The organism is Streptomyces sp. BHT-5-2, assembly GCF_019774615.1.
In the GTDB taxonomy this organism is placed as follows: Bacteria; Actinomycetota; Actinomycetes; order Streptomycetales; family Streptomycetaceae; genus Streptomyces.
On sequence record NZ_CP081496.1, the window covers coordinates 5941776 to 5965425 of the forward strand.

A 23650-nucleotide genomic window follows, 5' to 3' on the forward strand; every position below is an offset into this window, starting at 1 on the left:
CCCGGCCGGGGCAAAACCGCAGGGGTCGCGGCCCGGGACGGCTCAGGGCCGGGTGATCGACGCGATCGGCATCATGCCGACCGGGTCGTAGCGCACCCGGGCGCCAGGGTAGGGCGCGTGCACGACCTGTCCGTTGCCGACGTACATCCCGACGTGGCTGGCGTCCGAGCGGTAGATGACCAGGTCGCCGGGGCGGGCCTGGGACAGCGGGACGCGTGCTCCGGCGCCGCGCTGGGCCTGCGAGGTCCGCGGCAGGGAGACGCCGGCCTTGCCGTAGGCCCATTGGGTGAGACCGGAGCAGTCGAACGCCCCGGGACCGGCGCTGCCCCAGGAGTACGGGGAGCCGACCGCGGCGCGCACCGCGGCGACCGCCGCCGCGGCCCGGTCCGAGTCCGGCACGATCCCGGTGAGGTCCGGGATGAACTCGTCCTGGCCGTCGCTTCGGGTGGCCCGGTCGTAGGCCGCCCGGGCCGGTGCGGGGAGGGAGTCCAGCAGCCGCCGCGCGCCGGCCAGCTTCCGCTGGACGTCCTTCTTGTGGCGGGCCACCTCGGCGCGGCCGACCTCCAGCACGGCCAGCTTCCCGGCCGCCTCGTGGCGCTGCTGCTCCAGCTGCCGGATGGCGGCCCGGAGCCGGTGCAGTTCGCGCGCCTCGGTGCCGTTGAGCCGGTCGAGCGCGGACGCCTTCTCCAGGTAGCTCTCGGGCCGTTCGGAGAGCAGCAGCCGGACGGTGGGGTCGATCCCGCCGGAGCGGTACTGGGCGGCGGCCAGCGCACCGAGCCGGGCCCGCATGCGGTTGACCCGCGCCAGGGTGCGGGCGGCGCCGTCCTGAAGGGCCGACACCTCGTCACGCAGCGCGTCGGTGCGGGCGGTGGCGCCGTTGTACTTCTCGGTGGCCCGCTCGGCCTCCTCGTAGAGCTTGCCGACCCGTGCGGCGGCGCTCTCCCGGCCGGCCGAGGGATGCTCCGCAGGATCCGCGCTGGCGGGCTGGGCCGACAGGGCGGCGGCCGCGGCGGCCAGGGCGGCGGACAGGACGGTGACCGAGGCGAGGGTGGTCTGACCGCGCTGCGAGGTACGGCGATGGGACACCACGAGGGCCGCAACTCCTTCCGTGTGCAGCCCCTGCCGCCCGGGTGGGACGGTCGGTGATCCGGCAGCTGCGAGGGCAGACAGTAACCGCGTCCCGGCACACCGGCCAAAGACCGCTTGCCCTGCCCGAAAAGCCGCTCCGCCGGTGACTTCGCAGGTCACCGGCGGAGCGGAAGGTCAGCGGCGGAGGCCGCAATTCGCCCGATCGGGCGGGGGGTTGCGGGTGTTGTGAGGTTTGTCAGACCCGCACGCCGAACTGGAACGGCATGTTGTTGATCGACTCGTAGCGGACCGCGGCGCCCGGCTTCGGGGCGTGCAGCACGGTGCCGTTGCCGGCGTAGAGGCCGATGTGGTGCAGGTCGCCGTAGAACAGCACCAGGTCGCCGGGCTTGAGGGCGCTCTGGGAGCCGATGCGGGTGCCGGCGTTGGCCTGCTCCTGCGAGGTGCGCGGCAGCGACTGGCCGGCCTGCGCGTACGCCCAGGACGTCAGGCCCGAGCAGTCGAAGGAGGACGGGCCGGTCGCGCCCCAGACGTAGGGGGACCCTATCTTCGACTGGGCGGCGGCCAGGGCGGCCGCACCGCGCTGCGAGGCGGGCACGTCGTTGCCGAGGTCGACCCGGTCGTTGCTGCGGTTGGCCCGGTCGTTCGCGCCCTCCACGGCCGCCCGCTCCTTGGCGGTCAGCGTGTTGAGCAGCTCCTGGGCCTTGGCGAGCTTGCCCTTGATCTCGTCCTTCTTGTCGCCCAGCGACTTGCGGGTCTCGGAGAGGTCCTGGATCTTGCTCGCGGCCTCGGCCCGCTCCTGGGCGAGCTGCCGCTGCTTGTCCGCGATCGTCCTGAGCTGCTCGGCCTGCTTGCCGCTCAACTGGTCGAGGGTGGCGGCCTTTTCGAGGTAGGTGTCCGGGTCGCCGGAGAGGAACAGCTGGACCGAGGGGTCGATGCTGCCGCTGCGGTACTGGCCGGAGGCGATGGCGCCCAGGCCCTTGCGCAGCTGGTTCAGCTCGCCCTGGCCGCGGGCGACCTTGTCCTGGAGGTCGTCGACCTCTTTCTGGAGCTTGTCCTGCTGCTCCTTGACGCCGTTGTACTTCTCGGTGGCCTGCTCCGCGTCGCCGTAGAGCTTGTCGACCTCGGACTTGACGTCCTGCTTGGACTGGCCCGGGTCGGCGTGCGCCGCCTGGGTCGAGAGGGCGACGGCCGCGGCGGCGGTCGCGGTGAGCACGGTCACACGAGTACGGCTCGGCTGCTTGGGTCGACGGTGGGACGCCACGGGGGCGAGCTCCTTCTTCCTCCAGCCGCCTACCGGGAGAGAGTGGGGGGAGCTTGTCCCCGGCTCCGCGCGAACGCCGCGGACTCGGCGGTACCTTCACTGACCATCCCGGTTGGATAATCACCTGTATGAAGGTTCGAGGCCCGACCTTAGTAACCGAGTTGTGATCGCTTCAAATCCTCCCGAGGAAAATGTGCATCGGGAGCCCCATCTTTTACCAACATCACACGGCCCGTAAGCGGCGCTTGACGCTCCGGTACGGCACGCGGGCACATCCCCGCGGCACCATTCCGGTCAAGGGCGGATATGTCAGGTTCGGGCAAGTCGCTTGAGCAGCAAGGCCGATGCGACCGGCCGGGCCCCCGCCCTGGCGACGCCGTCGGCCACCTCGCGGTCCGAGGAGACCACCACCACCGGCCGGCCCGCCGGCTCGGCCCGGACCAGCTGCCGGATCAACTCGTCCGCCGTCACGCCCGGTTTGCTGAACAGCACCCGCACCCCGCGCGGCGGCGCCAGCAGCACCGGCGCGGCCAGCTCCGCCCCGTCGAAGACACAGGTCATCTCCGCACCGGTCTGCGCCGCCAGCACCGCCAGGCCGCCCAGCAGCCGCAGCCGCTGCTTCTCCAGCGGCATCGTCGGATAGCCGGTCTTGGTGACGTTGTAGCCGTCCACCACCAGGTGTGCCTGAGGCAGCGCCAGGAGCTGGTCCAGCAGCGCCGGATCGGTCTCCGACAGCGCCCGGGTGGCGATGTCCTTGGGCGTCATACGGCCCGGCGCGACCGCGTCGACGGCGTCCGCCGGGCGGCCCGCGGCGGGCGGCAGCGCCAGCTCGCGGCGCAGCCCCTGGGCCGCGTCCAGCACCGTGTCGAGCAGCAGCCGCAGTCGCATGTCCTCGACGCTGCGGCCCTCGCGGGCGGACCGCCGGCCGGCCTCCAGGGCCGCCTCCGCCTCCGCGATCCGGGCCTTGAGGCGGCGCACCTCGCTGTCGGCCGCGGCCTTCTCCGTCGCCGCCCGCTCGCGCGCCTCGGCCAGCGCTGCCTCGGCCTTGCGGGCCGCCGCCTCACCGCGCTTGACGTCGCTGAGCGCGCTGCGCAGCCGGCGCTGCAACGACTCGTTCTCCTTGCGGGCCGCCTCCAGGTCCGTCCGGACCCGGTCCGCCTCCGTACGGGCCTCGCCGCGCGCCCGCGCCAGCTCCTCGCGCAGCCGGGCCAGCTCCCGTTCGGCCTCCTCGCCGGCCCGCTCGGCCCGCGCCCGCTGCGCCTCCTCGCCGGCCGCCGCGACCAGCTTGACCCAGCCCTCGGGACGCAGCACGTACGCCGCGGCCGCGACGTCCAGCGGGTCGGCGGCGGCGGGCGGGGTCCCCTGCTCCAGGGCCTCGGCAAGCTCCGGCTGGGCCTCCCGGAGCTTGCCCGCGATCCGCTGCCGGAAGACCGCGTCGCTCTCCAGCGCCGCGGCCATCGCGTTGCCGGCGAACTTGGCCCGACGACTCGGGGTGAACCGGGCGTACTGCCGCAAGGGGGGCGGCAGTTCGGCGACCGTCAGCGCCCCGAACCACTCCGCGGTGAGCGCCACGACGCGGCGCCGTACGCCCTCGGGCAGTGGCTGGTCGAGCACCTCGTCGGCCACCCCTCCGGGCGCGTCCGCACGCTCGGCCCCCGGAGCCCCTTCTGGACGTTCCACCACGGCTGCATCGCTCCGATCTCAGGCGCTCGCGCCCGGACGGTCCACCAGTTCGATCTGGTCGACCGCGTTGCACCAGCGGCAGCGCACGGACTCGATCGCCTCGCTGACGACCTCGCGCTCCTCCACCCGCGGCTCCCCGGCGAGGTCCAGGTGGACGTACTCCACGACCTTGGACCGACGGGTCACGTCGAACCGGGTGAGGTTCCCGCACAGCGTGCAACGCCACCGGGTTTCCGCCGTCGGCAGGGGAACAGCCATCGTGTCGTCCTCTTTCGTGCTCGTGCTGCGGTGCGGCTCACGCGGTGCGCCGTCGGACTGCGGAAATACGCAACGTACTGCTTGTAACCCTACGGCCTGACGGCGGGCCGGTGCGGGCCCGCCCGGAAGGCGGGACGCGGCGAGGCGGTCTGTCCCGTGTGCCCGCATTACGCCATGATCACTTCATGACGGCGCCCGTCCACCCCGTCCGCTCGCTGCGCGCGGTGTTCTCCCGGATGACGAACGTGCTGATCGGGCTGTGCTGCGCACTCTTCGTGCTCGGCCCGGTCTCCGGACTGAACCGGACGTACGGCACCGGGGACACGCTGGTCCACGCCCAGAACAGGTACTTCGCGCGCTGGGGCGTGATTCCGCTCGATGTGTGGAGCGGCTCGTCACGGGTCCTGCTCACCCCGCTCACCGCACTGTTCGTACACGCCAACTGGCTGCATCTGCTCGGAAACGTGCTGTTTCTGTACGTCTTCGGCGGCATGGTCGAGACGCGGCTGGGCCGGCTCCCGTTCACCGTCTTCTATCTGACCGTCGGCTACCTGGCGCTGCTGGGCTACGCCGCCGCCCACGCCTCCTCGGCGCAGACGCTGGTCGGCGCCTCCGGTGCCGTCTCCGGCGTCCTCGGCGCCTTCCTGTTCCTCTTCCCGCGGGCCCGGGTCACCAGCCTCTTCCCGTTCCTGTTCTTCCTGCCGCTGCGCTTCCCGGCCTGGCTCGTGCTGCTCTTCTGGTTCTGCCTCCAGTGGCAGGCGGCCGGCCACGACCCCGCCGGCCCCGGCGTCGCCTACCTCGCCCACGTCGTCGGCTTCGCCCTGGGCTTCCTCTACGCGTGGGCCCGCCACGGCCGGCGGGATACTGTGGGTGCCACCAGGGACAACGGACCGTCGGCCGAGGGAGAGAGCCAGCCGTGATCACGTCGATCGTGCTGATCAAGACCAGCGTGGATCAGATCCCCGAGATCGCCGAGCGGATCGCCGCTCTGAGCGGCGTCAGCGAGGTCTACTCCGTCACCGGCGCCTACGACCTCATCGCGATGGTGCGGGTCGCCAACCACGACGACCTCGCCGACGTCATCCCCGGCCGCATCAGCAAGGTGCCCGGCGTCGCGTCGACGGAGACGCACATCGCGTTCCGCACGTATTCGCAGCATGACCTGGAGGCGGCGTTTTCCATCGGCCTGGACGCGTAGCGCTGCGCTTGGCTTGCCTCCCACGTAGTCGGCTTTCCCGCCGTAGGGGTTCGCCTTGTTGCGCCTGCGGCGCGGGTCCGCTGCGCGGGGGCTGTTCCGGCCCGCTTCGCGGGCGTTGTTGGTCCGCTGCGCGGGGCCGGTCCGCTGCGCGGGGCTGTTGGGTGCGGTGACGGGCCTCCGGGGCAGGGGGTGTGTCCGGACTGCTGCGCTTTACGTCCGGACACACCCCTGCCCCTCCGACCCGTCCCCTCCCGTGGGTGGTCATGAAAACCCATAGACGGGGCAACGGTTGCTGGGCTCCTGCGGGCTCTGGACTGAGGGGCGGCCGTCCCTCAACGAGTGACCGTCAGCCCTCAACGAGTGACCGTCAGGGGACCACTGGGGCCAGCCCTCACCCACCGTCTTTATGACCCTCAACGGGAGGGGACGGGCCGGAGGGGGTGGTGTGTGGGACGTAAAGCGCAGCAGTCCGACACACCACCCCCGCAGGCCCGGCACCGCACCCAACAGCCCCGCGCAGCGGCAACGCAATGCGCCGCAGGCGCAACAGACAAGCCACCCACGGCCGGAAGGCCGACGACGTGGGAATCAAACGGCGCTACGCGCCGGGACGCAACGGCCGTCCTCCACCTGGTAGTTCCAGCGGGCGCCCTCCGTGACGAGTTCCCGGACCGCGCGGAGGAAGCGGTCGACGTGTTCGTCGGGGGTGCCGGCGCCGAAGGAGACGCGGATCGCGTTGAGGGAGCGCTCCCCCGGTGCGGCCTCCGGGGCGCCGCATTCGCCCTGGGTCTGGGGGGCGGAGCCCAGCAGCGTGCGGACGAGCGGGTGTGCGCAGAAGAGGCCGTCGCGGACGCCGATGCCGTACTCGGCGGAGAGGGCGGCGGCGAAGTGCGAGCTGTTCCAGCCGTCGACGACGAAGGAGAGGACGCCGACCCGCGGTGCGTCGTCGCCGAAGAGGGAGAGGACGCGGACCTCCGGGACCTCGGCCAGGCCCTCCTGGACGCGGGCGATCAGCTCCCGTTCGCGGGCCACCAGGGTGTCCCAACCGGCCTCCGTGAGCGCCTTGCAGGCCGAGGCGATGGCGTAGGCGCCGATCACGTTGGGCGACCCGGCTTCGTGCCGCGCGGCGCTCTCGTGCCACTCGACGTCGACCCCGCCGTCGGGCCGCCGGGCGACCTTCCGGCTGGCGCCGCCGCCGGCCAGGTACGGCTCGGCCGCCCGGAGCCAGTCGGCACGGCCGGCCAACACCCCGGCGCCGAACGGCGCGTACAGCTTGTGGCCGGAGAAGGCGACCCAGTCGACGTCCAGGTCCACCAGGTCCAGGGGGTGGTGCGGGGCGAGCTGGGCGGCGTCGAGGACGATCCGGGCGCCGTGCGCGTGCGCCGCGGCGGCCAGTTCGCGCACCGGCCACAGTTCGCCGGTGACGTTGGAGGCGCCGGTGACGCAGACCAGCGCCGGCCCGTAGGGCTCGCGGGCGGACAGCGCCTTCTCCAGGGTGTCGACCGCCTGCCGCGGGGTGCGCGGGGCGTCGAGGTAGGTCACCGTCAGGTCCGCGCGGTGCTCCCAGGGCAGCAGCGAGGCGTGGTGCTCGGTCTCGAAGACGAACACCCGGGTGCCCTGCGGGAGCGCGGCGGCCAGCAGGTTCAGCGAGTCGGTGGTGGACCGGGTGAAGACCACCAGGTCCTCGGCGCGGCAGCCGAGGAAGTCGGCGACGGTCTTGCGGGCGTTCTCGAAGAGGTCGGTGGAGAGCTGGGAGAGGTAGCCGGCGCCGCGGTGGACGCTGCCGTAGTACGGGGCGTAGGCGGCGACGTCGTCCCAGACGCGCTGGAGGGCGGGGGCGCTGGCGGCGTAGTCCAGCGCGGCGTAGACGGCCTCGCCGCCGGTCACCAGGGGGACGAGGACGTCCCGGCCCAGAACCGGCAGCGGGGCACAGACGGAGCGGTCGGCGGCAGCGGTCGAGACAGACATGGCGAACTCCCGTGAGAAGTAAGCGAGTTCGCTGCGGCGGTGGGCGTCGCACGGCACGCGGAGGGTGCACAGGAACTGCCCGGCACGGCGTCGCAGCGTGAAGGGAAAAAGAGAAAAGGGTGCGTGGGAACGGGGCCGGCGGCCCTAACGCATTCGCTTCATCACGGGGGAACTCCCTCGGGGACCAGGATCCCTGGCGAGGGATCCGCGCTTGCCGCAGACCTCGCTGCCTGCGACCTGGTCATCACCCGGGGCACCCCGCCACGGAAGGAGGGTTGCCGGACAGCGGGCCGGGGCCTGTGTCGCTGTCACTCGTGACCTGGGCTGAATCATGCCACACGATCATCGGGGCGCAAGCCCCGGTCCGCATTCCGGACCGGGAGCCGCGTCACATCCGGCGTGCGTCAGGCGTTGCTGGCTGCCACCCAGCGGTCCAGCGTCCGCCGGGCCGCGCCCGAGTCGATCGCCTCGGCGGCCTTGCGCAGGCCGTCCCGGATCCGGTCGGTCAGCGGGGCGTCGGAGGGCTCCAGCGCGGCCAGCGCGGCCGCCGCGTTCAGCAGCACCGCGTCCCGCACCGGGCCGGTCTCGCCGTCCAGCAGCCGCCGGGCCACCTCCGCGTTGTACGACGCGTCGCCGCCGCGCAGTGCCGTCACCGGGACGAGTTCGATGCCGACGTCCCGCGGGTCGAAGGGCTCCTCGTGGACCGCGCCGTCCCGCACCACCCACACCCGGGAGGTGGCGGTGGTGGTCAGCTCGTCCAGGCCGTCGTCACCGCGGAAGACCAGGGCCGAGGAGCCGCGCTCGGCCAGCACGCCGGCCAGGATCGGCGCCATCCGGGCGTCGGCGACGCCGGTTGCCTGGGCCCTGACCCGGGCCGGGTTGGTCAGCGGGCCCAGGACGTTGAAGGTCGTCCGGATGCCCAACTGGCCGCGGGCGGCCGCCACATGCCGCAGCGCGGGGTGGAACTTGGCGGCGAAGCAGAAGGTGATCCCGGCCTCCTCCGCGACCTCCACCACCCGCCGCGGCGACAGGTCCAGATTGATCCCCAGCTTCTCCAGGACGTCCGTGGCGCCGCTGGCCGAGGACGCGGCGCGGCTGCCGTGCTTGACGACCTTGGCGCCGGTGCCGGCGACCACGATGGCCGACATGGTGGAGATGTTGACGGTGTTCGCGCCGTCACCGCCGGTGCCGACGATGTCGACGCTGGGGCCGGGCACCTCGATCAGGCTGGCGTGCGCGTACATCGTCCGGACCAGGCCGGAGATCTCCGCGACCGTCTCGCCCTTGGCCCGCAGTGCCACCGCGAAGCCGGCGATCTGGGCGTCGGTGGCCTCGCCGCGCATGATCCGGTCCATGACCCAGGCGGTGTCGTCGGCGGTGAGGTCCCGGCCGCCGAGGAGGGTGTTGAGTACGGCCGGCCAGGAGCGGTCCGCCACGTTGCCGCCGCCTGCCGGGGTCACGACGTTCATGGTCCACGCTCCTGGTTCGTCTCCTGCCTGTGCCGTCACCTTATCGACACACGGGCATGCCGGAGGGCCCCGTCCTCTACGTGGACGGGGCCCTCTGGGTGGCGTACTACCAGCGGTGCGCGTCGCCGCGCCCGCGGGGATCAGTGGTGGCCGTGGCCGCTGGTGATCTCCTTGTACTCCTCGACGGTCGGCTTGGGGATGACGTTGTCCTCGCCGTAGTAGCTCTTGGAGAGCTTGGCGCGCAGCTTCTGCGAGCGCTTGAACTTGCGCCGGACACCGTTCTCGTCGACCTCGGGACCGAGCTCGAACGGCTCGGGCTGCTCGTGCTGGGTGAGGACGTGCAGCTGCTCCTGGTCGAGCGGCTCGTGGACCTCGATGAACTCACCGTGCGGCAGGCGCTTGATGATGCCGGACTCGCGTCCGTGCAGCACCTTGTCCTTGTCGCGGCGCTGGAGACCCAGGCAGATCCGCTTGGTGGCGATGAAGGCCAGCACCGGCCCGACGAAGAACGCGATCCGGACGAACCAGGTGATCGAGTTGATCGACAGGTGGAAGTGGGTGGCCCACAGGTCGTTGCCGCCACCGATCAGCATCACGAAGTAGGCGACGAGCCAGGCCACACCGAAGCCGGTGCGGTTGGGCACGTTGCGCGGGCGGTCCAGGATGTGGTGCTCGCGCTTGTCGCCGCGGACCCAGGACTCGATGAACGGGTAGACCGCGATGGCGATCAGGACCAGCGGGAAGACCAGGATCGGGATCAGCACACCGAAGTTGATGGTGTGGCCCCAGAAGTTCCACTCCCAGCCCGGCATGACACGCACCAGGCCCTCGGCGAAGCCCATGTACCAGTCCGGCTGCGCACCGGTGGACACCTGGTCCGGCCGGTACGGGCCGATGGCCCACACGGGGTTGATGCTGGCGACCGCGGCGATCACCGAGATCACACCGAAGACCAGGAAGAAGAAGCCTCCGGCCTTGGCCATGTAGACCGGCAGCAGCGGCATGCCGACCACGTTGTTGTTGGTCTTGCCGGCACCCGGGAACTGCGTGTGCTTGTGGTAGAAGACCAGGATCAGGTGCGCCACCAGCAGGCCCAGCATGATGCCCGGCAGCAGCAGCACGTGGACCGTGAAGAACCGCGGGATGATGTCGTGACCGGGGAACTCGCCGCCGAAGATGAACATCTGCAGGTACGAGCCGATCAGCGGCATCGCCAGGATGACGCCCTCGATGAAGCGGACGCCGGTGCCGGAGAGCAGGTCGTCCGGGAGCGAGTAGCCGGTGAAGCCGGTGAACATGCCCAGGACGAACAGCAGGAAGCCGAACAGCCAGTTGACCTCACGCGGCTTGCGGAACGCACCGGTGAAGAACACCCGCATCATGTGGACCATCATCGCGGCCAGGAAGACCAGCGCCGCCCAGTGGTGGATCTGCCGGATCAGCAGGCCACCGCGCACGTCGAAGCTGATGTTCAGCGTCGACTCGAACGCCTGGGTCATCTTGATCCCGTGCATCGGCACGTAGGAGCCGTGGTAGGTGACCTCGGCCATGCTCGGGTGGAAGAACAGCGTCAGGTAGACACCGGTCAGGATGATGATGACGAAGCTGTAGAGCGCGACCTCGCCCAGCATGAAGGACCAGTGGTCCGGGAAGATCTTGCGCATGTTGGCCTTGGCCAGGCTGTAGATGCCCAGCCGGCCGTCGGCCCAGTCGGCGATCCGCTCACCCCGTGGCGCCTGGCCACGGCGCGCAGTGGTCGCGGTTGTCTCGTTACTCATCCGCGCTCCCAGAAGCTCGGGCCGACGGGCTCCGCGAAGTCGCTGACGGCTTCGAGGTAGCCGTCCTTCACCGTGATGTGCAGCTGCGGCAGGGCGTGACCGGCCGGACCGAAGATGACGCGACCGCCGTCGGAAAGGTCGAAGGTCGACTGGTGGCAGGGGCAGAGCACATGGTGCGTCTGCTGCTCGTACAGGCTGATCGGGCAACCCACGTGGGTGCAGATCTTCGAGTAGGCCACGATGCCCTCGTGCGACCAGGCGAGTTCCTGCTTGTCCTTGATGTTCTGCGGCTGGATCCGCACGAGCATCAGGGCGTCCTTGGCGATCTTGTTGGCGAAGTCCTCGTCGCTCTCCTCCAGGCCCTCGGGCTTGGCGAACGTGAGGGAGCCGACCGCGATGTCCTCGGGACGCAGCGGGAGGTTCGTCGACTGGTTGACCAGGCGGATGCCCTTCTTCCAGCCGGTGGTCCGCAGCTTCTTCTCGGGCAGCGGGCCGAGGTCGCGCAGCAGGACGACGCCGGAGAGCGGCACCAGGGCCAGCGCGCCGAACATCGTGTTGCGGATCAGCTTCCGCCGACCGAACTGCGACTCCTTGGCGCCCTCCGCGAAGTCGGCCAGAACCTTGGCCTTGACCTCGGGAGTGGCCTCGATCGGGTGCCGCTCGTCGGCGACCTCCTCGTCCGACATCAGCGTGCGGGCCCAGTGGACCGCGCCGGCGCCGATGCAGAAGAGCGCCACGCCCAGCGTCAGACCGAGCGCGAAGTTCAGGCCGCTGATGTGGCCCAGCGGGAAGATGTAGACGATCTTGTCGATCGGGATGGCCACGTACGACGCGATGAACGCGACGGTGGCGAGCATGGAGACCAGGAAGAGGAGGGCGACGGTGCGCTCGGAGCGCTTGGCGGCCCGCTCGTCGATGTCCTGGATGCGGTGCTCGTGGGGCGGCAGCCCGGGGTCGGCGAAGGGGTTGTCCGCCTTCCCCACCGTGCCCTCGTGAGCCGTCTCCCGCTCACTGGGAAGGTTTTCTTCTGTCTCACTCATGACTTCTTGGCCTTCGTAGTCCGGGCTGCGACCCAGATGGCGACCGCGACACACGCGCCCAGGCCGAAGATGTAGCCGAAGAGACCTTCGGTCACCGGGCCCAGACCACCGAGTTCCATACCGCCGGGGCTCGCGGTCTTGTCGCCGTTGACGGCACCGAGGTACGCGACGATGTCCTTCTTGTTCTGCGGGCTCAGCGTGCCGTCACCGAAGGAGGGCATGTTCTGCGGGCCGGTCTGCATGGCCTCGTAGATGTGCTTGGGGTCCACGCCCTCGAGCGTCGGTGCGAACTTGCCGTTGGTGAGGGCGCCGCCCTTACCGGTGAAGTTGTGGCACTGCGCGCAGTTGGTGCGGAACAGCTCGCCGCCCTTGGCGACGTCGGCGCCGTCCGCGCTGTACTGCGACTTGTCGGGCACGGACGGGCCCGGGCCCAGCGACGCGACGTAGGCCGCGAGCTGGTCGATCTGGGCGTTGCTGTAGATGTTCCGCTTCCGCGGCACCTGGGCGCCGGGCTGCTGGGCCGGCATGCGGCCGGTGCCCACCTGGAAGTCGACGGCGGCGGCGCCCACGCCGACCAGGCTCGGGCCGTCGGAGGTGCCCTGACCGCCGGTGCCGTGGCAGCTTGCACAGCCCACGGCGAAGAGCTTCTTGCCCTCCTTGATGGCAAGAGACTGGGCGGTGTCATCGGCTTGAGCCTTGTCCGCCGGCGCGAACGCGGCGTACAGCCCCCCAGTGACCGCCAGCGCGAAGAGTAGGACGACGAGCGCCGCCAGCGGATGGCGCCGTCGTGCGGAGAGCTTTTTCACGGATTACCCCGGTGTCAGGATCTTCTGCGTCGATGCTTTGGCTATGTCTGTCCGATATGCGGTTCCGGTCCGATTCCGGTCGGACCTGTTACCGAATCAGGTAGATCGTGGCGAAGAGGCCGATCCAGACGACATCGACGAAGTGCCAGTAGTAGGACACGACGATGGCCGCGGTGGCCTGCGTGTGGGTGAACCTCTTGGCCGCGTACGTCCTGCCCAGGACCAGCAGGAAGGCGATCAGACCGCCCGTCACGTGCAGTCCGTGGAAACCGGTGGTCAGGTAGAACACCGAGCCGTAGGGGCCGGACGAGAGCGAGAGGCCCTCGTGCTTGACCAGCTCCGTGTACTCGAAGACCTGACCGCCGATGAAGATCGCACCCATGATGAAGGTGACCACGAACCACGCGCGCAGCTTCTTGACGTCGCCGCGCTCGGCCGCGAAAACGCCGAGCTGACACGTCAGGGAGCTGAGCACCAGGATCGTGGTGTTGGTCGCGGAGAACGGAAGATTCAGCGCATCGGCGGATTCCTTCCAATACGCCTCGCCCGTCACCGATCGAAGGGTGAAGTACATCGCGAAGAGGGCCGCGAAGAACATCAGCTCGGAACTCAGCCAGATGATGGTTCCGACGCTGGTGAGGTTCGGCCGATTGACCGACGGGTGCGCGTGCCCGGTTTCTACTGTCGTTGCTGTCGCCACGACCGACATTATGTCGGTCGCTTATCCCGCCCTCACTCCGGGGGGTGCCGTTCGGTGTGTCAAGGCCATATGCGCTGCTCGTTCGGGCGGTCGCGATGGTCGCCCGATGGAGGGACGCGCGTACTCCGGAGCCGCCCGCGGCCCCTGGGAAGGCCGGTCCTGACGGGCCGTCGGCCACATTCGGGGGCCGTACGGCCCCTCCTGCCGGGGCCCTGTCCGGGAGTAGCATCGCGCAACGGTTTGATCCGGAACCGTGCCGCTACGAACGTGCCGCGACAAAGGTGGAGGAACGATGCAGGCGACTGCCACGGTGCTGGTCTACAGCGACAACGCCAACACCCGCGAGCAGGTCCGGCTGGCGGCCGGACGCCGTCCGGCCCCCGACGCCCCGCAGATCGAGATCCTGGAGTGCGCCACCGCCCCGGCCGTCCTGGAGGCCCTGGAGCAGGGCGGGATCGATGTGTGCGTGCTGGACGGCGAGACCGCGCCGGCGGGCGGTATGGGTGTCTGCCGGCAGATCAAGGACGAGGTCTTCCGGTGCCCGCCGGTGCTGCTGCTGATCGGCCGCCCGCAGGACGCCTGGCTGGCCACCTGGAGCCGCGCGGACGCCGCGGTGACCCATCCGCTGGACCCGGTGGCGTTCGCCGAGGCGCTCGCCGCGCTGCTGCGCCGGCGGCCGCTCGCCCAGGACGCGGTGCCGGCCTGAGCGAGGCCCTCACGGGGGCGCTGAGCGGCCCTCAGACCTGCGGGCGCAGCCGGGCGTCGGCGGCGGGATCCTGCTCCCGCTCGGCCGCGCCTGTGGTCGCGGGGGCCTTGTTCCTGAGCGCGCTGCCGGCGCGCCAGTCCTTCCAGGGCATGTTCCAGTCGCCGAAGCCGTTGTCGAACGGAGTCATGGTGGCGCCGCCGCTGTTGACGACCTTGACGATGTCGCCGACCCGCACGGTGTTGAAGAACCACTGGGCGTTGCCCGTGGACATGCCGGTGCAGCCGTGGCTGACGTTGGCGGCACCCTGGGAGCCGACCGACCAGGGCGCGGCGTGCACGTACTCGCCGCTCCAGGTGACCCGGGTCGCCCAGTAGACCGGCAGGTCGTAGGAGTCCGAACTCCCGGCGGCGATGCCGACGGTGGTGCTGCGCATCCGGACGAAGCTCTCCTTGCCGAGCACGACCTTGACGCCGTTGCGGGTGGAGAAGCCGGGTTTGCCGGTGGTGACCGGGATGGTGTTGATCGCCTTGCCGTTGCGCAGCACGGTCATCCGGTGCGCGGCGGCGTCGGTGACGGCCTCCAGCCGGTCGCCGGTGGTGAGCCGGACCGGCTTGGCCGGGCCGCCGTAGAGCCCGCCGGCGATCTTCAGGCCGTCGAGGTTGCTGTGGACGGCGACAGTGGTGTGCGCGGGCCAGTAGTCCTTGGGGCGGAAGTGCAGCTTCTTGCCGTCCACCCAGTGCCAGGAGCCCTCCACCCGGGGCGAGGAGTCGACCTTCAGGGCGCTCTCGACGACGGCCCGGGCTTGGGGGTCGTTCACCGGCTTGCTGAGCTCGGCGGTGATCGGCTGGCCGACGCCGTAGACGCCGCTCTGCGGACCGAACTTGACGGTCAGCCGGTCGTCCGCGTCCTTGGTGTCGACCACCAGGGTCTTGCTGCCGGGAGTGCCGTCCTCCTCCTCGGTGCTGACCTGCACGGTGTAGCGGGTGCCGGCGGCCAGCGGCACGGTGGTGCGCCAGTGCCGGCCGTCGGCGCTCAGTTCGCCGCGGACGTGGCGGCCGGCCGCGTCGGTGGCGGTCACATCCGTGATCCGGGCGTCGTCGCCGTTGAGGGAGACCTCGAGCGGCTTGTCGGGGTCCGCCTTGTGCCTGCCGTCCGCCGGGATGTTCGCCGATATCTGGTCGGACGCGTCGTAGGGGTTGGCCGAGAGCGGTTCCGACGACGAGCCCCCGCACGCGGTGGTGCTCACCGCGAGGGGCACGAGCAGGAGACCGCAGCTCAGCACCGTCCGGGTTCGAGGTCTGTGACTCATGCCCCAAACGTACGAAGCATCCCGTTCGGCGGCGCGCTGGATGACTGCAAACGGGTCGGGCCCGGACACCTGTTGGAGTGTCCGGGCCCGACCGTACGGCGTGTCCGCCGCGGTGTCGCGCTGGCGCGTGCTACTGGGTGCGGTTCTCGCCGTGGTAGTACTCGAAGACCCAGCCGAAGAGGGCCGCGAGGATCACCGGCAGCGAGAAGTACAGCAGCCAGAAGCCGAAGACGACGCCCAGGAAGGCGAGCGCGCCGCCGATGCCGAGGAAGAGCGGCTGCCAGCTGTGCGGGCTGAAGAAGCCCAGCTCACCGGCGTCGTCCGCGACCTCGGCGTCCTCGTTGTCCTGTGCGCCCGCGTCGACCCGCCGGGCCGTGAAGGCCAGGTAGTAGCCGACCATGATGCACAGGCCGAAGGCCAGGAAGAGCGCAGTGGTACCGGCCGGCTCCTTCGACCACACGCCGTAGACCACGGCCATGGCGAGGATGAAGACGCTCAGCCAGATGAACATCTTGCCCTGGATCTTCACTTGCCTGCCTCCTTGCCGCCGGCCAGCGCCTTGTCACCCTCGTGACCGTTGTGCAGCGCGTCCAGCGCGGCGATCTCGGGGTGGTGCAGATCGAACGCCGGGGATTCGGAGCGAATGCGCGGCAGGGTGAGGAAGTTGTGCCGCGGCGGCGGGCAGGAGGTCGCCCACTCCAGCGAACGGCCGTAGCCCCACGGGTCGTCCACGCCGACCTTCTGACCGTACTTGGCGGTCTTCCAGACGTTGTAGAGGAACGGCAGGATCGACAGGCCGAGCAGGAACGAGCTGATCGTGGAGATGGTGTTCAGCGTGGTGAAGCCGTCGGCGGCGAGGTAGTCCGCGTAACGGCGGGGCATGCCCTCGGCGCCGAGCCAGTGCTGGACGAGGAACGTGCCGTGGAAACCGATGAACAGCGTCCAGAACGTGATCTTGCCCAGCCGCTCGTCCAGCATCTTGCCGGTGAACTTCGGCCACCAGAAGTGGAAACCGGCGAACATCGCGAACACGACCGTACCGAACACCACGTAATGGAAGTGCGCCACCACGAAGTACGAGTCCGAGATGTGGAAGTCCATCGGCGGCGACGCCAGGATCACACCCGTCAGACCACCGAAGGTGAACGTGATCAGGAAGCCGATCGCCCAGAGCATCGGCGTCTCGAAGGACAACGAACCCTTCCACATCGTGCCGATCCAGTTGAAGAACTTCACACCGGTCGGCACCGCGATCAGGAACGTCATGAAGGAGAAGAACGGCAACAGCACGCCACCGGTGACGTACATGTGGTGCGCCCACACCGTCACCGAAAGACCCGCGATCGACACCGTCGCGGCGATCAGACCGATGTAACCGAACATCGGCTTCCGGGAGAAGACCGGAATGACCTCGGAAATGATGCCGAAGAACGGCAGCGCGATGATGTACACCTCCGGATGCCCGAAGAACCAGAAGAGGTGTTGCCAGAGCAATGCCCCGCCATTGGCCGCGTCGAAGACATGCGCACCGAATTTACGGTCCGCCTCCAGCGCGAACAGCGCGGCCGCCAGAACCGGGAAGGCCAGCAGGACCAGCACACCGGTCAGCAGCACGTTCCACACGAAGATCGGCATCCGGAACATCGTCATGCCCGGCGCACGCATGCAGATGATGGTGGTGATGAAGTTGACCGAACCCAGAATCGTGCCGAAGCCCGAGAAGGCCAGACCCATGATCCACATATCGGCGCCGACGCCGGGCGAACGCACCGCGTCCGAGAGCGGCGAGTAGGCGAACCAGCCGAAGTCCGCGGCGCCCTGCGGGGTGAGGAAGCCGGCGACCGCGATCAGCGAGCCGAAGAGGTAGAGCCAGTAGGCGAACATGTTCAGCCGCGGGAACGCCACGTCGGGCGCGCCGATCTGCAGCGGCATGATCCAGTTGGCGAAACCGGCGAACAACGGCGTCGCGAACATCAGCAGCATGATCGTGCCGTGCATCGTGAACGCCTGGTTGAACTGCTCGTTCGACATGATCTGCGTACCCGGCCGGGCCAGCTCGGCGCGCATGAGGAGCGCCATCAGGCCGCCGATGCAGAAGAACGCGAACGACGTGACCAGGTACATCGTGCCGATGGTCTTGTGGTCAGTGGTGGTCAGCCACTTGACGGCAGCAATGCCTGGTTGCTTCTTGCGTGCGGGCGGTGCTGCCGGAGCCGATTCGGCGGCGGCACCCTGAGGTTCGTTGAGGATGCTCACTGGTTCTTGGTCTCCGCATTCCTGGCGTGGTCGGTCTGCTTGATACCAGCCGGCAGGTATCCCGTCTGACCCTTCGCCGCCAGGTCCTTCAGGTGCTGCCGGTACTTGGCAGGAGAAACGACCTTGACGTTGAAGAGCATCCGGGAGTGGTCGACGCCGCAGAGCTCGGCGCACTTGCCCATGAAGGTGCCCTCCTTGTTGGGGGTCACCTCGAAGACGTTGGTGTGGCCCGGGATGACGTCCTGCTTCATCAGGAACGGCACCACCCAGAAGGAGTGGATGACGTCGCGCGAGGTCAGCACGAACTGGACCGTCTCGCCCTTCGGCAGCCACAGCGTCGGGCCCGGGTTGCCGGTCTGCGGGTTGCGCGTGGCCGGCGTGCCGTAGTCGTAGACGCCGTCCGCACCCTGGGGCGCGGACTTCTTCCACTTGTCCGGGATCGCGGCGAGCTCCGGAGAGTTGATGTTCGTCGTCTTCGGGTTGCCGTCGACGTTCTCCAGGTAGTTGAACGCCCAGCTCCACTGGAAGCCCACCACGTTGACGACGTGGTCCGGCTTCTTGGACGTCTTGAGGAGCGCGCTCTCGTCACGTGCGGTGAAGTAGAACAGCACCGCGATGATGATGAACGGGACGATGGTGTACAACGCCTCGATCGGCATGTTGTACCGCGTCTGGGCGGGGACCTCCACCTTGGTCCGGCTGCGGCGGTGGAAGATCACGCTCCAGATGATCAGGCCCCACACCAGCACGCCCGTTGCGAGGGCGGCGGCCCAGGAGCCCTGCCAAAGAGAGAGGATCCGCGGCGCCTCGTCGGTGACGGGCGTCGGCATACCGAGGCGGGGGAAGTCCTTGTATGTGCAACCGGTCGCGGTTGCCAGGACCAGGCCCGCAGCAAGCACCTGCGGCAGCTTCCGCCGCATCGGGCGCCGCGACGAGCGGTCGGAGCCGTTGGGACTCACGTAGCGCCTTCCCGAGAGTCTCGCCCGCGCGGTCGGCTGCGGCCTTACTCGCTGGTCGGTCGCCGCCCTGCGTCGGGCAGGGGTTTGGATGTTTATGCGGACCAAACCCTACTGGACGCTATTTGGGGTCGCGCGGGGAGGGTGCCCAACGCGCCGCGTCGCACCCCCAAGGGGTGGCCGGGCCCTTTCGGGACGCCCGGTCCGGACCGCTATCGCCCGTCTCCGCCGGGCATCTGACGGCCCGCCCGGCGACCCGTCCGGCGGCCCGGCGGCCGGTGCTCTACCGTCTCGTACGTGCCCTACTTCGACGCCGCCTCCACCGCTCCGCTGCACCCGGTCGCGCGGGAGGCCCTGCTCGCCGCGCTCGACGAGGGGTGGGCCGATCCGGCCCGCCTGTACCGCGAGGGGCGGCGGGCCCGGCTGCTGCTGGACGCGGCGCGGGAGGCGGCCGCCGGTGCGGTGGGGTGCCGGCCCGACGAGCTGACGTTCACCCCTTCGGGGACGCATGCGGTGCATTCGGGCATGTCCGGCGTGCTGGCGGCCCGTCGGCGCGTCGGGCGGCGCCTGGTGCACTCCGCCGTCGAGCACTCCTCCGTACTGCACGCCGCCGAGGTGCACACCGCGGCCGGCGGCACGGTGACGGAGGTTCCGGTGGACCGGACGGGCCGGGTGTCGGCCGCGGAGGTGGCCGCGGCGCTCGGCGGGGACGCGGCGCTGGCGTGCCTGCAGTCCGCCAACCACGAGGTGGGCACCGCCCAGCCGGTGGAGGAGGTGGCCGCACACTGCCAGGAGGCCGGGGTGCCGCTGCTGGTGGACGCGGCGCAGTCGCTGCCGTGGGGGCCGGTGCCCGGCGCCTGGTCGGTGCTGACGGCGAGCGCGCACAAGTGGGGCGGGCCGCCCGGGGTGGGGCTGCTGGTGGTCCGCAAGGGGACGCGGTTCGCGCCCCAGGGGCCGCTGGACGAACGGGAGTCGGGCCGCAGCCCGGGGTTCGGGAACCTTCCGGGGGTGGTGGCCGCCGCGGCGGCGCTGCGCGCGCTGCGGGCCGCCGCCGAGAGCGGTCCGGACGAGGCGGCGCGGCTGCGGGGGCTGGTGGATCTGATCCGGGCCCGGGTGCCGGAGCTGGTGCCGGACGTGGAGGTGGTCGGCGACCCGGTGCGCCGGCTGCCGCACCTGGTCACCTTCTCCTGCCTCTATGTCGACGGGGAGGCGCTGCTGCACGAGCTGGACCGGGCCGGCTTCTCCGTCTCCTCCGGTTCGTCGTGCACGTCCAGCACGCTGACGCCGAGCCATGTGCTGCGCGCGATGGGGGTGCTGTCGGAGGGGAACGTCCGGGTCTCGCTGCCGTTCGGTACCGAGGCGGCGGAGGTGGAGCGGTTCCTCCGGGTGCTGCCGGAGGCGGTGCGTTCGGTGCGGGAGCGGTTCGGGGTGCCGGCGGCGGGGGCCGCGCCCCGGCCGGCCGAACCGGTCGCGGCGGCCCCGGAGGCGGCGGCCGGGGCGGCGCCCGGCCTGGTGGTGGACGCGCTCGGCCGGCGCTGCCCGATCCCGGTCATCGAGCTGGCGAAGGTGATCGGCGAGGTGCCGGTCGGCGGCACGGTGACGGTGCTCTCCGACGACGAGGCGGCGCGGCTGGACATCCCCGCGTGGTGCGCGATGCGGGAGCAGGAGTACGTGGGCGAGGAGCCGGCCGAGCGCGGCGCCGCGTACGTGGTGCGGCGCCGCGTCTGAGGCCGAGACCTCCGGAAGGCCGGGGCCTTGAGGTCAGAGCAGGTGCTGCCGGACCTCGGCGGCGGCCTCGTGGCCGTACGCCTTGGTGAAGCGGTCCATGAAGTGGCTGCGGTGCAGCTCGTACTCCTGGGTGCCGACGGTCTCGATGACGAGGGTGGCCAGCATGCAGCCGATCTGGGCGGCGCGCTCCAGGCCGACGCCCCAGGCCAGGCCGGCGAGGAAGCCGGCGCGGAAGGCGTCGCCGACGCCGGTCGGGTCGGCCTTGGCCTTCTCCTCGGGAACGCCGACCTCGATGTCCGGCTCACCGACCCGCTGGATGCGGACGCCGTCGGAGCCGAGGGTGGTGACGCGGGTGCCGACCTTGGTGAGGATCTCCTCGGCGGTCCAGCCGGTCTTGGACTCGATCAGCCCGGCCTCGTACTCGTTGTTGAAGAGGTAGGTGGCGCCCTCCATGAGGAGGCGGATGTTCTCGCCGTCCATCCGGGCGATCTGCTGGGAGAAGTCGGCGGCGAAGGGGATCCCGCGGGTGCGGCACTCCTCGGTGTGCCGGATCATCGCCTCGGGGTCGTCCGCGCCGATCAGGACGAGGTCCAGGCCGCCGACCCGCTCGGCCACCGCCTGCAGTTCGATCTGCCGGGCCTCGCTCATGGCGCCGGTGTAGAAGGAGCCGATCTGGTTGTGGTCGGCGTCGGTGGTGCAGACGAAGCGGGCGGTGTGCAGGACTTCGGAGATGCGCACCGAGCGGGTGTCGACGCCGTGCCGGTCGAGCCAGGCGCGGTACTCCTCGAAGTCGTTGCCGGCGGCGCCGACCAGGATCGGCCGGATGCCGAGCTGGCCCATGCCGAAGCAGATGTTGGGGGCGACCCCGCCGCGGCGGACGTCGAGCTGGTCGACCAGGAAGGAGAGGGAGACCGTATGCAGCTGGTCGGCGACCAGCTGGTCGGCGAAGCGGCCGGGGAAGGTCATCAGGTGGTCGGTGGCGATGGAGCCGGAGACTGCGATACGCACGGCGGGTCTGCTCCTGCGGAGGGCGTGGGGTTGGGCGGACGGAGGGCAACGCTACCCGGCGGCAGGCCCGGCATCTGCCCATTCCTGGACACTCGTCACGGGAAGAAAACACCTCATCATAGGGCGTTTCGCCGGCCAGCCGGGGGCCGATCTCCCGCCGGCGGGCCCGGTCTGTGAGCGCCGTCACAGGCCGGGCGGGCGGCGGGGCGGCCGGCGCGCGGGGAACCGTACGCGCCCCTGTTCCGTCCCATCGGCGTCCACCCTGCCGGGTGGCACGTCAGACGACCGGCGGAGCTGAAGGAGCCAAGCGTGAGCACCGAGGACACCCCGGAGACGCAGGACACCCCCCAGGCCGCCCGGACCGGACGGCGCGGGCGGCGCACCCCCCTGGTGATCGCGTCGGTGGCCGGCGCGGTACTGGTGGCCGGGGGCGGCGCGGCGTACTGGGCCTCGTCGGCGTCGGGCGGCGCCGGTCCGGCCGGCCCGGCCGACGGCGGCCCCCCGCCGCTGGCGCTGGACTCGGCGTCGATCGCGGCCGGCGAGCCCGCCCCGCAGCAGGACCACTACCGCGTGGTGGGCACCCTTCCCGGGGGCCCGCGGTCCGCGCCCGTGTACCGACCGGCGGGCGGAATCGAGCAGTCCGCCGTGGCGCGACTGGCGAAGTCCCTGGACGTGGCCGGAACGGTGCGGTCGGACGGCAACTGGTGGACGGTCGGCACGCCGGGTCCGGACGGGCGCGGCACCACACTGCGGGTCGCCAAGTCCGGTGCGGGGAACTGGGTGTTCAGCCGCTACGGCGGCGGGGGCGGGACCAAGTGCCCGCTGGTGGACGACCGGCCGGGCTGCCCCTCGTACCGCGGCGGCACGGACGGCGGGGCCGACGCGGGCGGGGACGCCGGCAGCGGTCCGGCGTCCGAGGCCACGGCCCGGCAGGCGGTCCGGCCGGTGCTGGCGGCGCTCGGCCAGCCGGACGCCCGGCTCGACACGCACCAGACGTACGCGGCGGTGCGGGTGGTGACCGCGGACCCGGTGATCGGCGGGCTGCCCACCTACGGCTGGCAGAGCCGGCTCCAGGTCGGCTCGGACGGTCAACTGGTCGGCGGCAGCGGCGAGTTGGCCCAGCCGGTCAAGGGGGCGACCTACCCCGTCCAGGACGCCCGGACGACGCTGAACACGCTGGGCGGCGACGGCCGGACGATGCGGCCGCTGGCCCACTGCCCCTCGGCGCCCACCTTCCAGCACAAGGAGGGCAAGGCCCCGCAGCGCGGCGGGATCGCGCCCTGCGAGCCGGCGCCGACCGGCCGGCAGCCGGTCTCCGAGGTGACCGGCGCGGTCTTCGGGCTCGCCGCGCGGTACTCGCACGGCGGGGAGGTGCTGGTGCCGTCCTGGCTGTACACGCTGCGCACGCCGGGTTCCGGGGGCACGCAGGGCAGCACCTCGACGATCGCCGGGACCGCGGTGGACCCGAAGTACCTGCGGGGCAGCGAGCCGCCGGCGCCGAAGCCGTCCGCGCCCGGGACGACGGCGATGGCGCTGTCCGGCTACACGGTGGGCGACGGCGGCCGGACGCTGACCGTCCACTTCTGGGGCGGGGTGTGCAGCACCTACGAGGCGAGCGCCCGGGAGTCGGCCGACACCGTGCAGGTCTCGCTCACCGGCAGGGAGCAGCACCCCGGGCAGATCTGCGTGAAGATCGCCAAGGACTTCAGCAAGACGGTGACGCTGGAGAAGCCGCTGGACGGCCGGAAGGTCGTGGACGGCACGTCCGGCAAGGCGGTGCCGCTGCGGTGACGGCCCGAGGCCCCGGTGACGGCCCGGGGCCCTGCGCGGAAGACGACGAGGGCGGCGCTCCCCGGAGGGGGCGCCGCCCTTGCACGTCGTGGCCCGTGGGCCCGACTCGGCTCAGCTGAAGGAGTCGCCGCAGGCGCAGGAGCCCGTGGCGTTCGGGTTGTCGATCGTGAAGCCCTGCTTCTCGATGGTGTCGACGAAGTCGATGGAGGCGCCGCCCAGGTAGGGAGCGCTCATCCGGTCGGTGACGACCTTGACACCGTCGAACTCCTTGACGACGTCGCCGTCGAGCGAGCGCTCGTCGAAGAAGAGCTGGTAGCGCAGGCCCGAGCAGCCGCCGGGCTGGACCGCGACCCGCAGCGCGAGGTCTTCCCGGCCCTCCTGCTCCAGCAGGCTCTTGACCTTCGACGCGGCCGCGTCGGACAGGATGATGCCGTCGGTGACGGTGGTCTCGTCCTGAACGCTCATCTACATCTCTCCCGGGTTGTACGGACCGCTTGCCATCGGTTGCGAACAGGTCTAACCGGCGGCGTCCCGGATTAATTCCGGCTGCGCGTGATCTGTCCTTCTCTTTCTTCATGCTCGCACACCGGCCGCCGGACACGGCGGGCCGCGGGTGCACACGGGTGCCCGCCGGGCCCGCGGGGCT

At 70.8% G+C, this 23650-nt stretch carries 21 protein-coding genes and 1 riboswitch; of the genes, 5 read left to right on the forward strand and 16 right to left on the reverse strand.

Going from position 1 to position 23650, the window contains the following annotated elements:
• Positions 1-42: 42 nt before the first annotated feature.
• The 4 genes from K2224_RS26315 to K2224_RS26330 all read right to left on the reverse strand — a co-directional run bounded on the left by K2224_RS26315 (position 43) and on the right by K2224_RS26330 (position 4291).
• Positions 43-1089, reverse strand: a complete 1047-nt coding sequence (locus K2224_RS26315) for an NlpC/P60 family protein (protein ID WP_221908975.1) — start codon at positions 1087-1089, stop codon at positions 43-45.
• A gap of 235 nt (positions 1090-1324) precedes the next feature.
• A complete protein-coding gene (locus K2224_RS26320; RefSeq protein WP_221908976.1) occupies positions 1325-2350 on the reverse strand; it encodes an NlpC/P60 family protein in 1026 nt (341 codons plus the stop codon).
• A 309-nt stretch (positions 2351-2659) separates the two neighbouring features.
• Positions 2660-4033: an NYN domain-containing protein gene (locus K2224_RS26325; protein ID WP_399019727.1), complete on the reverse strand. Its 1374-nt coding sequence runs from the start codon at positions 4031-4033 to the stop codon at positions 2660-2662.
• A gap of 18 nt (positions 4034-4051) precedes the next feature.
• Entirely contained in the window at positions 4052-4291 is a 240-nt protein-coding gene (locus K2224_RS26330) for a hypothetical protein (RefSeq protein WP_221908977.1), read from the reverse strand.
• Between the two features lie 185 nt (positions 4292-4476).
• Between K2224_RS26330 and K2224_RS26335 the strand changes: the two genes are divergently transcribed.
• Both K2224_RS26335 and K2224_RS26340 read left to right on the forward strand, forming a co-directional pair.
• Positions 4477-5211 (forward strand): rhomboid family intramembrane serine protease, encoded by a 735-nt coding sequence (locus tag K2224_RS26335; RefSeq protein WP_221908978.1) that lies wholly within the window; start codon positions 4477-4479, stop codon positions 5209-5211.
• On the forward strand, positions 5208-5489 hold the full coding sequence (locus K2224_RS26340) for an Lrp/AsnC family transcriptional regulator (RefSeq protein WP_039637278.1): 282 nt from the start codon (positions 5208-5210) through the stop codon (positions 5487-5489). Before K2224_RS26335 ends, K2224_RS26340 begins: the two co-directional genes overlap by 4 nt.
• Before the next feature lie 588 nt (positions 5490-6077).
• Here K2224_RS26340 and K2224_RS26345 read toward each other — a convergent pair.
• From K2224_RS26345 to K2224_RS26370, 6 genes are all read right to left on the reverse strand, one after another.
• Complete coding sequence (locus tag K2224_RS26345; RefSeq protein WP_221908979.1) at positions 6078-7457, reverse strand: aminotransferase class V-fold PLP-dependent enzyme; 1380 nt, start codon at positions 7455-7457, stop codon at positions 6078-6080.
• Between the two features lie 202 nt (positions 7458-7659).
• Positions 7660-7777: riboswitch (SAM riboswitch) on the reverse strand.
• A gap of 84 nt (positions 7778-7861) precedes the next feature.
• On the reverse strand, positions 7862-8926 hold the full coding sequence (gene trpD / locus K2224_RS26350) for an anthranilate phosphoribosyltransferase (protein ID WP_221908980.1): 1065 nt from the start codon (positions 8924-8926) through the stop codon (positions 7862-7864).
• Positions 8927-9066: 140 nt separating this feature from the next.
• Positions 9067-10704: a ubiquinol-cytochrome c reductase cytochrome b subunit gene (locus tag K2224_RS26355; RefSeq protein ID WP_221908981.1), complete on the reverse strand. Its 1638-nt coding sequence runs from the start codon at positions 10702-10704 to the stop codon at positions 9067-9069.
• Positions 10701-11744 carry a ubiquinol-cytochrome c reductase iron-sulfur subunit gene (locus K2224_RS26360; protein ID WP_221908982.1) on the reverse strand — a complete coding sequence of 348 codons (1044 nt, stop codon included), beginning with the start codon at positions 11742-11744 and terminating at the stop codon, positions 10701-10703. Before K2224_RS26360 ends, K2224_RS26355 begins: the two co-directional genes overlap by 4 nt.
• Entirely contained in the window at positions 11741-12550 is an 810-nt protein-coding gene (locus tag K2224_RS26365) for a c-type cytochrome (RefSeq protein ID WP_221908983.1), read from the reverse strand. Before K2224_RS26365 ends, K2224_RS26360 begins: the two co-directional genes overlap by 4 nt.
• Before the next feature lie 88 nt (positions 12551-12638).
• Positions 12639-13259 carry a heme-copper oxidase subunit III gene (locus K2224_RS26370; protein WP_067352482.1) on the reverse strand — a complete coding sequence of 207 codons (621 nt, stop codon included), beginning with the start codon at positions 13257-13259 and terminating at the stop codon, positions 12639-12641.
• 283 nt (positions 13260-13542) lie between these two features.
• Here K2224_RS26370 and K2224_RS26375 point away from each other — a divergent pair, with 283 nt between their 5' ends.
• Positions 13543-13956 (forward strand): hypothetical protein, encoded by a 414-nt coding sequence (locus tag K2224_RS26375; RefSeq protein ID WP_221908984.1) that lies wholly within the window; start codon positions 13543-13545, stop codon positions 13954-13956.
• 31 nt (positions 13957-13987) lie between these two features.
• Here K2224_RS26375 and K2224_RS26380 read toward each other — a convergent pair whose 3' ends face one another.
• The 4 genes from K2224_RS26380 to coxB form a co-directional block, all read right to left on the reverse strand.
• Positions 13988-15265, reverse strand: a complete 1278-nt coding sequence (locus K2224_RS26380) for an Ig-like domain-containing protein (RefSeq protein ID WP_260693309.1) — start codon at positions 15263-15265, stop codon at positions 13988-13990.
• A gap of 130 nt (positions 15266-15395) precedes the next feature.
• The gene (locus K2224_RS26385; RefSeq protein ID WP_221908985.1) at positions 15396-15794 is read right to left on the reverse strand and encodes a cytochrome c oxidase subunit 4; all 399 of its coding nucleotides are present in this window, start codon (positions 15792-15794) and stop codon (positions 15396-15398) included.
• Positions 15791-17521 carry a cytochrome c oxidase subunit I gene (ctaD, locus tag K2224_RS26390; protein WP_221908986.1) on the reverse strand — a complete coding sequence of 577 codons (1731 nt, stop codon included), beginning with the start codon at positions 17519-17521 and terminating at the stop codon, positions 15791-15793. Before ctaD ends, K2224_RS26385 begins: the two co-directional genes overlap by 4 nt.
• Positions 17518-18480 (reverse strand): cytochrome c oxidase subunit II, encoded by a 963-nt coding sequence (gene coxB / locus K2224_RS26395; protein ID WP_018539638.1) that lies wholly within the window; start codon positions 18478-18480, stop codon positions 17518-17520. Before coxB ends, ctaD begins: the two co-directional genes overlap by 4 nt.
• Positions 18481-18774: 294 nt before the next feature.
• Here coxB and K2224_RS26400 point away from each other — a divergent pair, with 294 nt between their 5' ends.
• On the forward strand, positions 18775-20205 hold the full coding sequence (locus K2224_RS26400) for a cysteine desulfurase/sulfurtransferase TusA family protein (RefSeq protein WP_221908987.1): 1431 nt from the start codon (positions 18775-18777) through the stop codon (positions 20203-20205).
• 33 nt (positions 20206-20238) lie between these two features.
• Here K2224_RS26400 and K2224_RS26405 read toward each other — a convergent pair whose 3' ends face one another.
• Positions 20239-21213: a carbohydrate kinase family protein gene (locus tag K2224_RS26405; protein WP_221908988.1), complete on the reverse strand. Its 975-nt coding sequence runs from the start codon at positions 21211-21213 to the stop codon at positions 20239-20241.
• Positions 21214-21522: 309 nt separating this feature from the next.
• Here K2224_RS26405 and K2224_RS26410 point away from each other — a divergent pair, with 309 nt between their 5' ends.
• Positions 21523-23004: a hypothetical protein gene (locus tag K2224_RS26410; RefSeq protein ID WP_221908989.1), complete on the forward strand. Its 1482-nt coding sequence runs from the start codon at positions 21523-21525 to the stop codon at positions 23002-23004.
• Positions 23005-23115: 111 nt separating this feature from the next.
• Here the strand turns inward: K2224_RS26410 and erpA are convergent, their stop codons facing one another.
• Positions 23116-23469, reverse strand: a complete 354-nt coding sequence (erpA, locus tag K2224_RS26415) for an iron-sulfur cluster insertion protein ErpA (RefSeq protein WP_221908990.1) — start codon at positions 23467-23469, stop codon at positions 23116-23118.
• Positions 23470-23650 lie beyond the last annotated feature (181 nt).

What these genes read in the sequence shown, in the direction of transcription:
- erpA (WP_221908990.1), bottom strand. Translation starts at nt 23,469, where the DNA reads ATGAGCGTTCAGGACGAGACCACCGTCACCGACGGCATCATCCTGTCC.
- K2224_RS26360 (WP_221908982.1), bottom strand. Translation starts at nt 11,744, where the DNA reads ATGAGTGAGACAGAAGAAAACCTTCCCAGTGAGCGGGAGACGGCTCAC.
- K2224_RS26375 (WP_221908984.1), top strand. Translation starts at nt 13,543, where the DNA reads ATGCAGGCGACTGCCACGGTGCTGGTCTACAGCGACAACGCCAACACC.
- K2224_RS26380 (WP_260693309.1), bottom strand. Translation starts at nt 15,265, where the DNA reads ATGAGTCACAGACCTCGAACCCGGACGGTGCTGAGCTGCGGTCTCCTG.
- K2224_RS26345 (WP_221908979.1), bottom strand. Translation starts at nt 7,457, where the DNA reads ATGTCTGTCTCGACCGCTGCCGCCGACCGCTCCGTCTGTGCCCCGCTG.
- K2224_RS26370 (WP_067352482.1), bottom strand. Translation starts at nt 13,259, where the DNA reads ATGTCGGTCGTGGCGACAGCAACGACAGTAGAAACCGGGCACGCGCAC.
- K2224_RS26355 (WP_221908981.1), bottom strand. Translation starts at nt 10,704, where the DNA reads ATGAGTAACGAGACAACCGCGACCACTGCGCGCCGTGGCCAGGCGCCA.
- K2224_RS26335 (WP_221908978.1), top strand. Translation starts at nt 4,477, where the DNA reads ATGACGGCGCCCGTCCACCCCGTCCGCTCGCTGCGCGCGGTGTTCTCC.
- K2224_RS26330 (WP_221908977.1), bottom strand. Translation starts at nt 4,291, where the DNA reads ATGGCTGTTCCCCTGCCGACGGCGGAAACCCGGTGGCGTTGCACGCTG.
- trpD (WP_221908980.1), bottom strand. Translation starts at nt 8,926, where the DNA reads ATGAACGTCGTGACCCCGGCAGGCGGCGGCAACGTGGCGGACCGCTCC.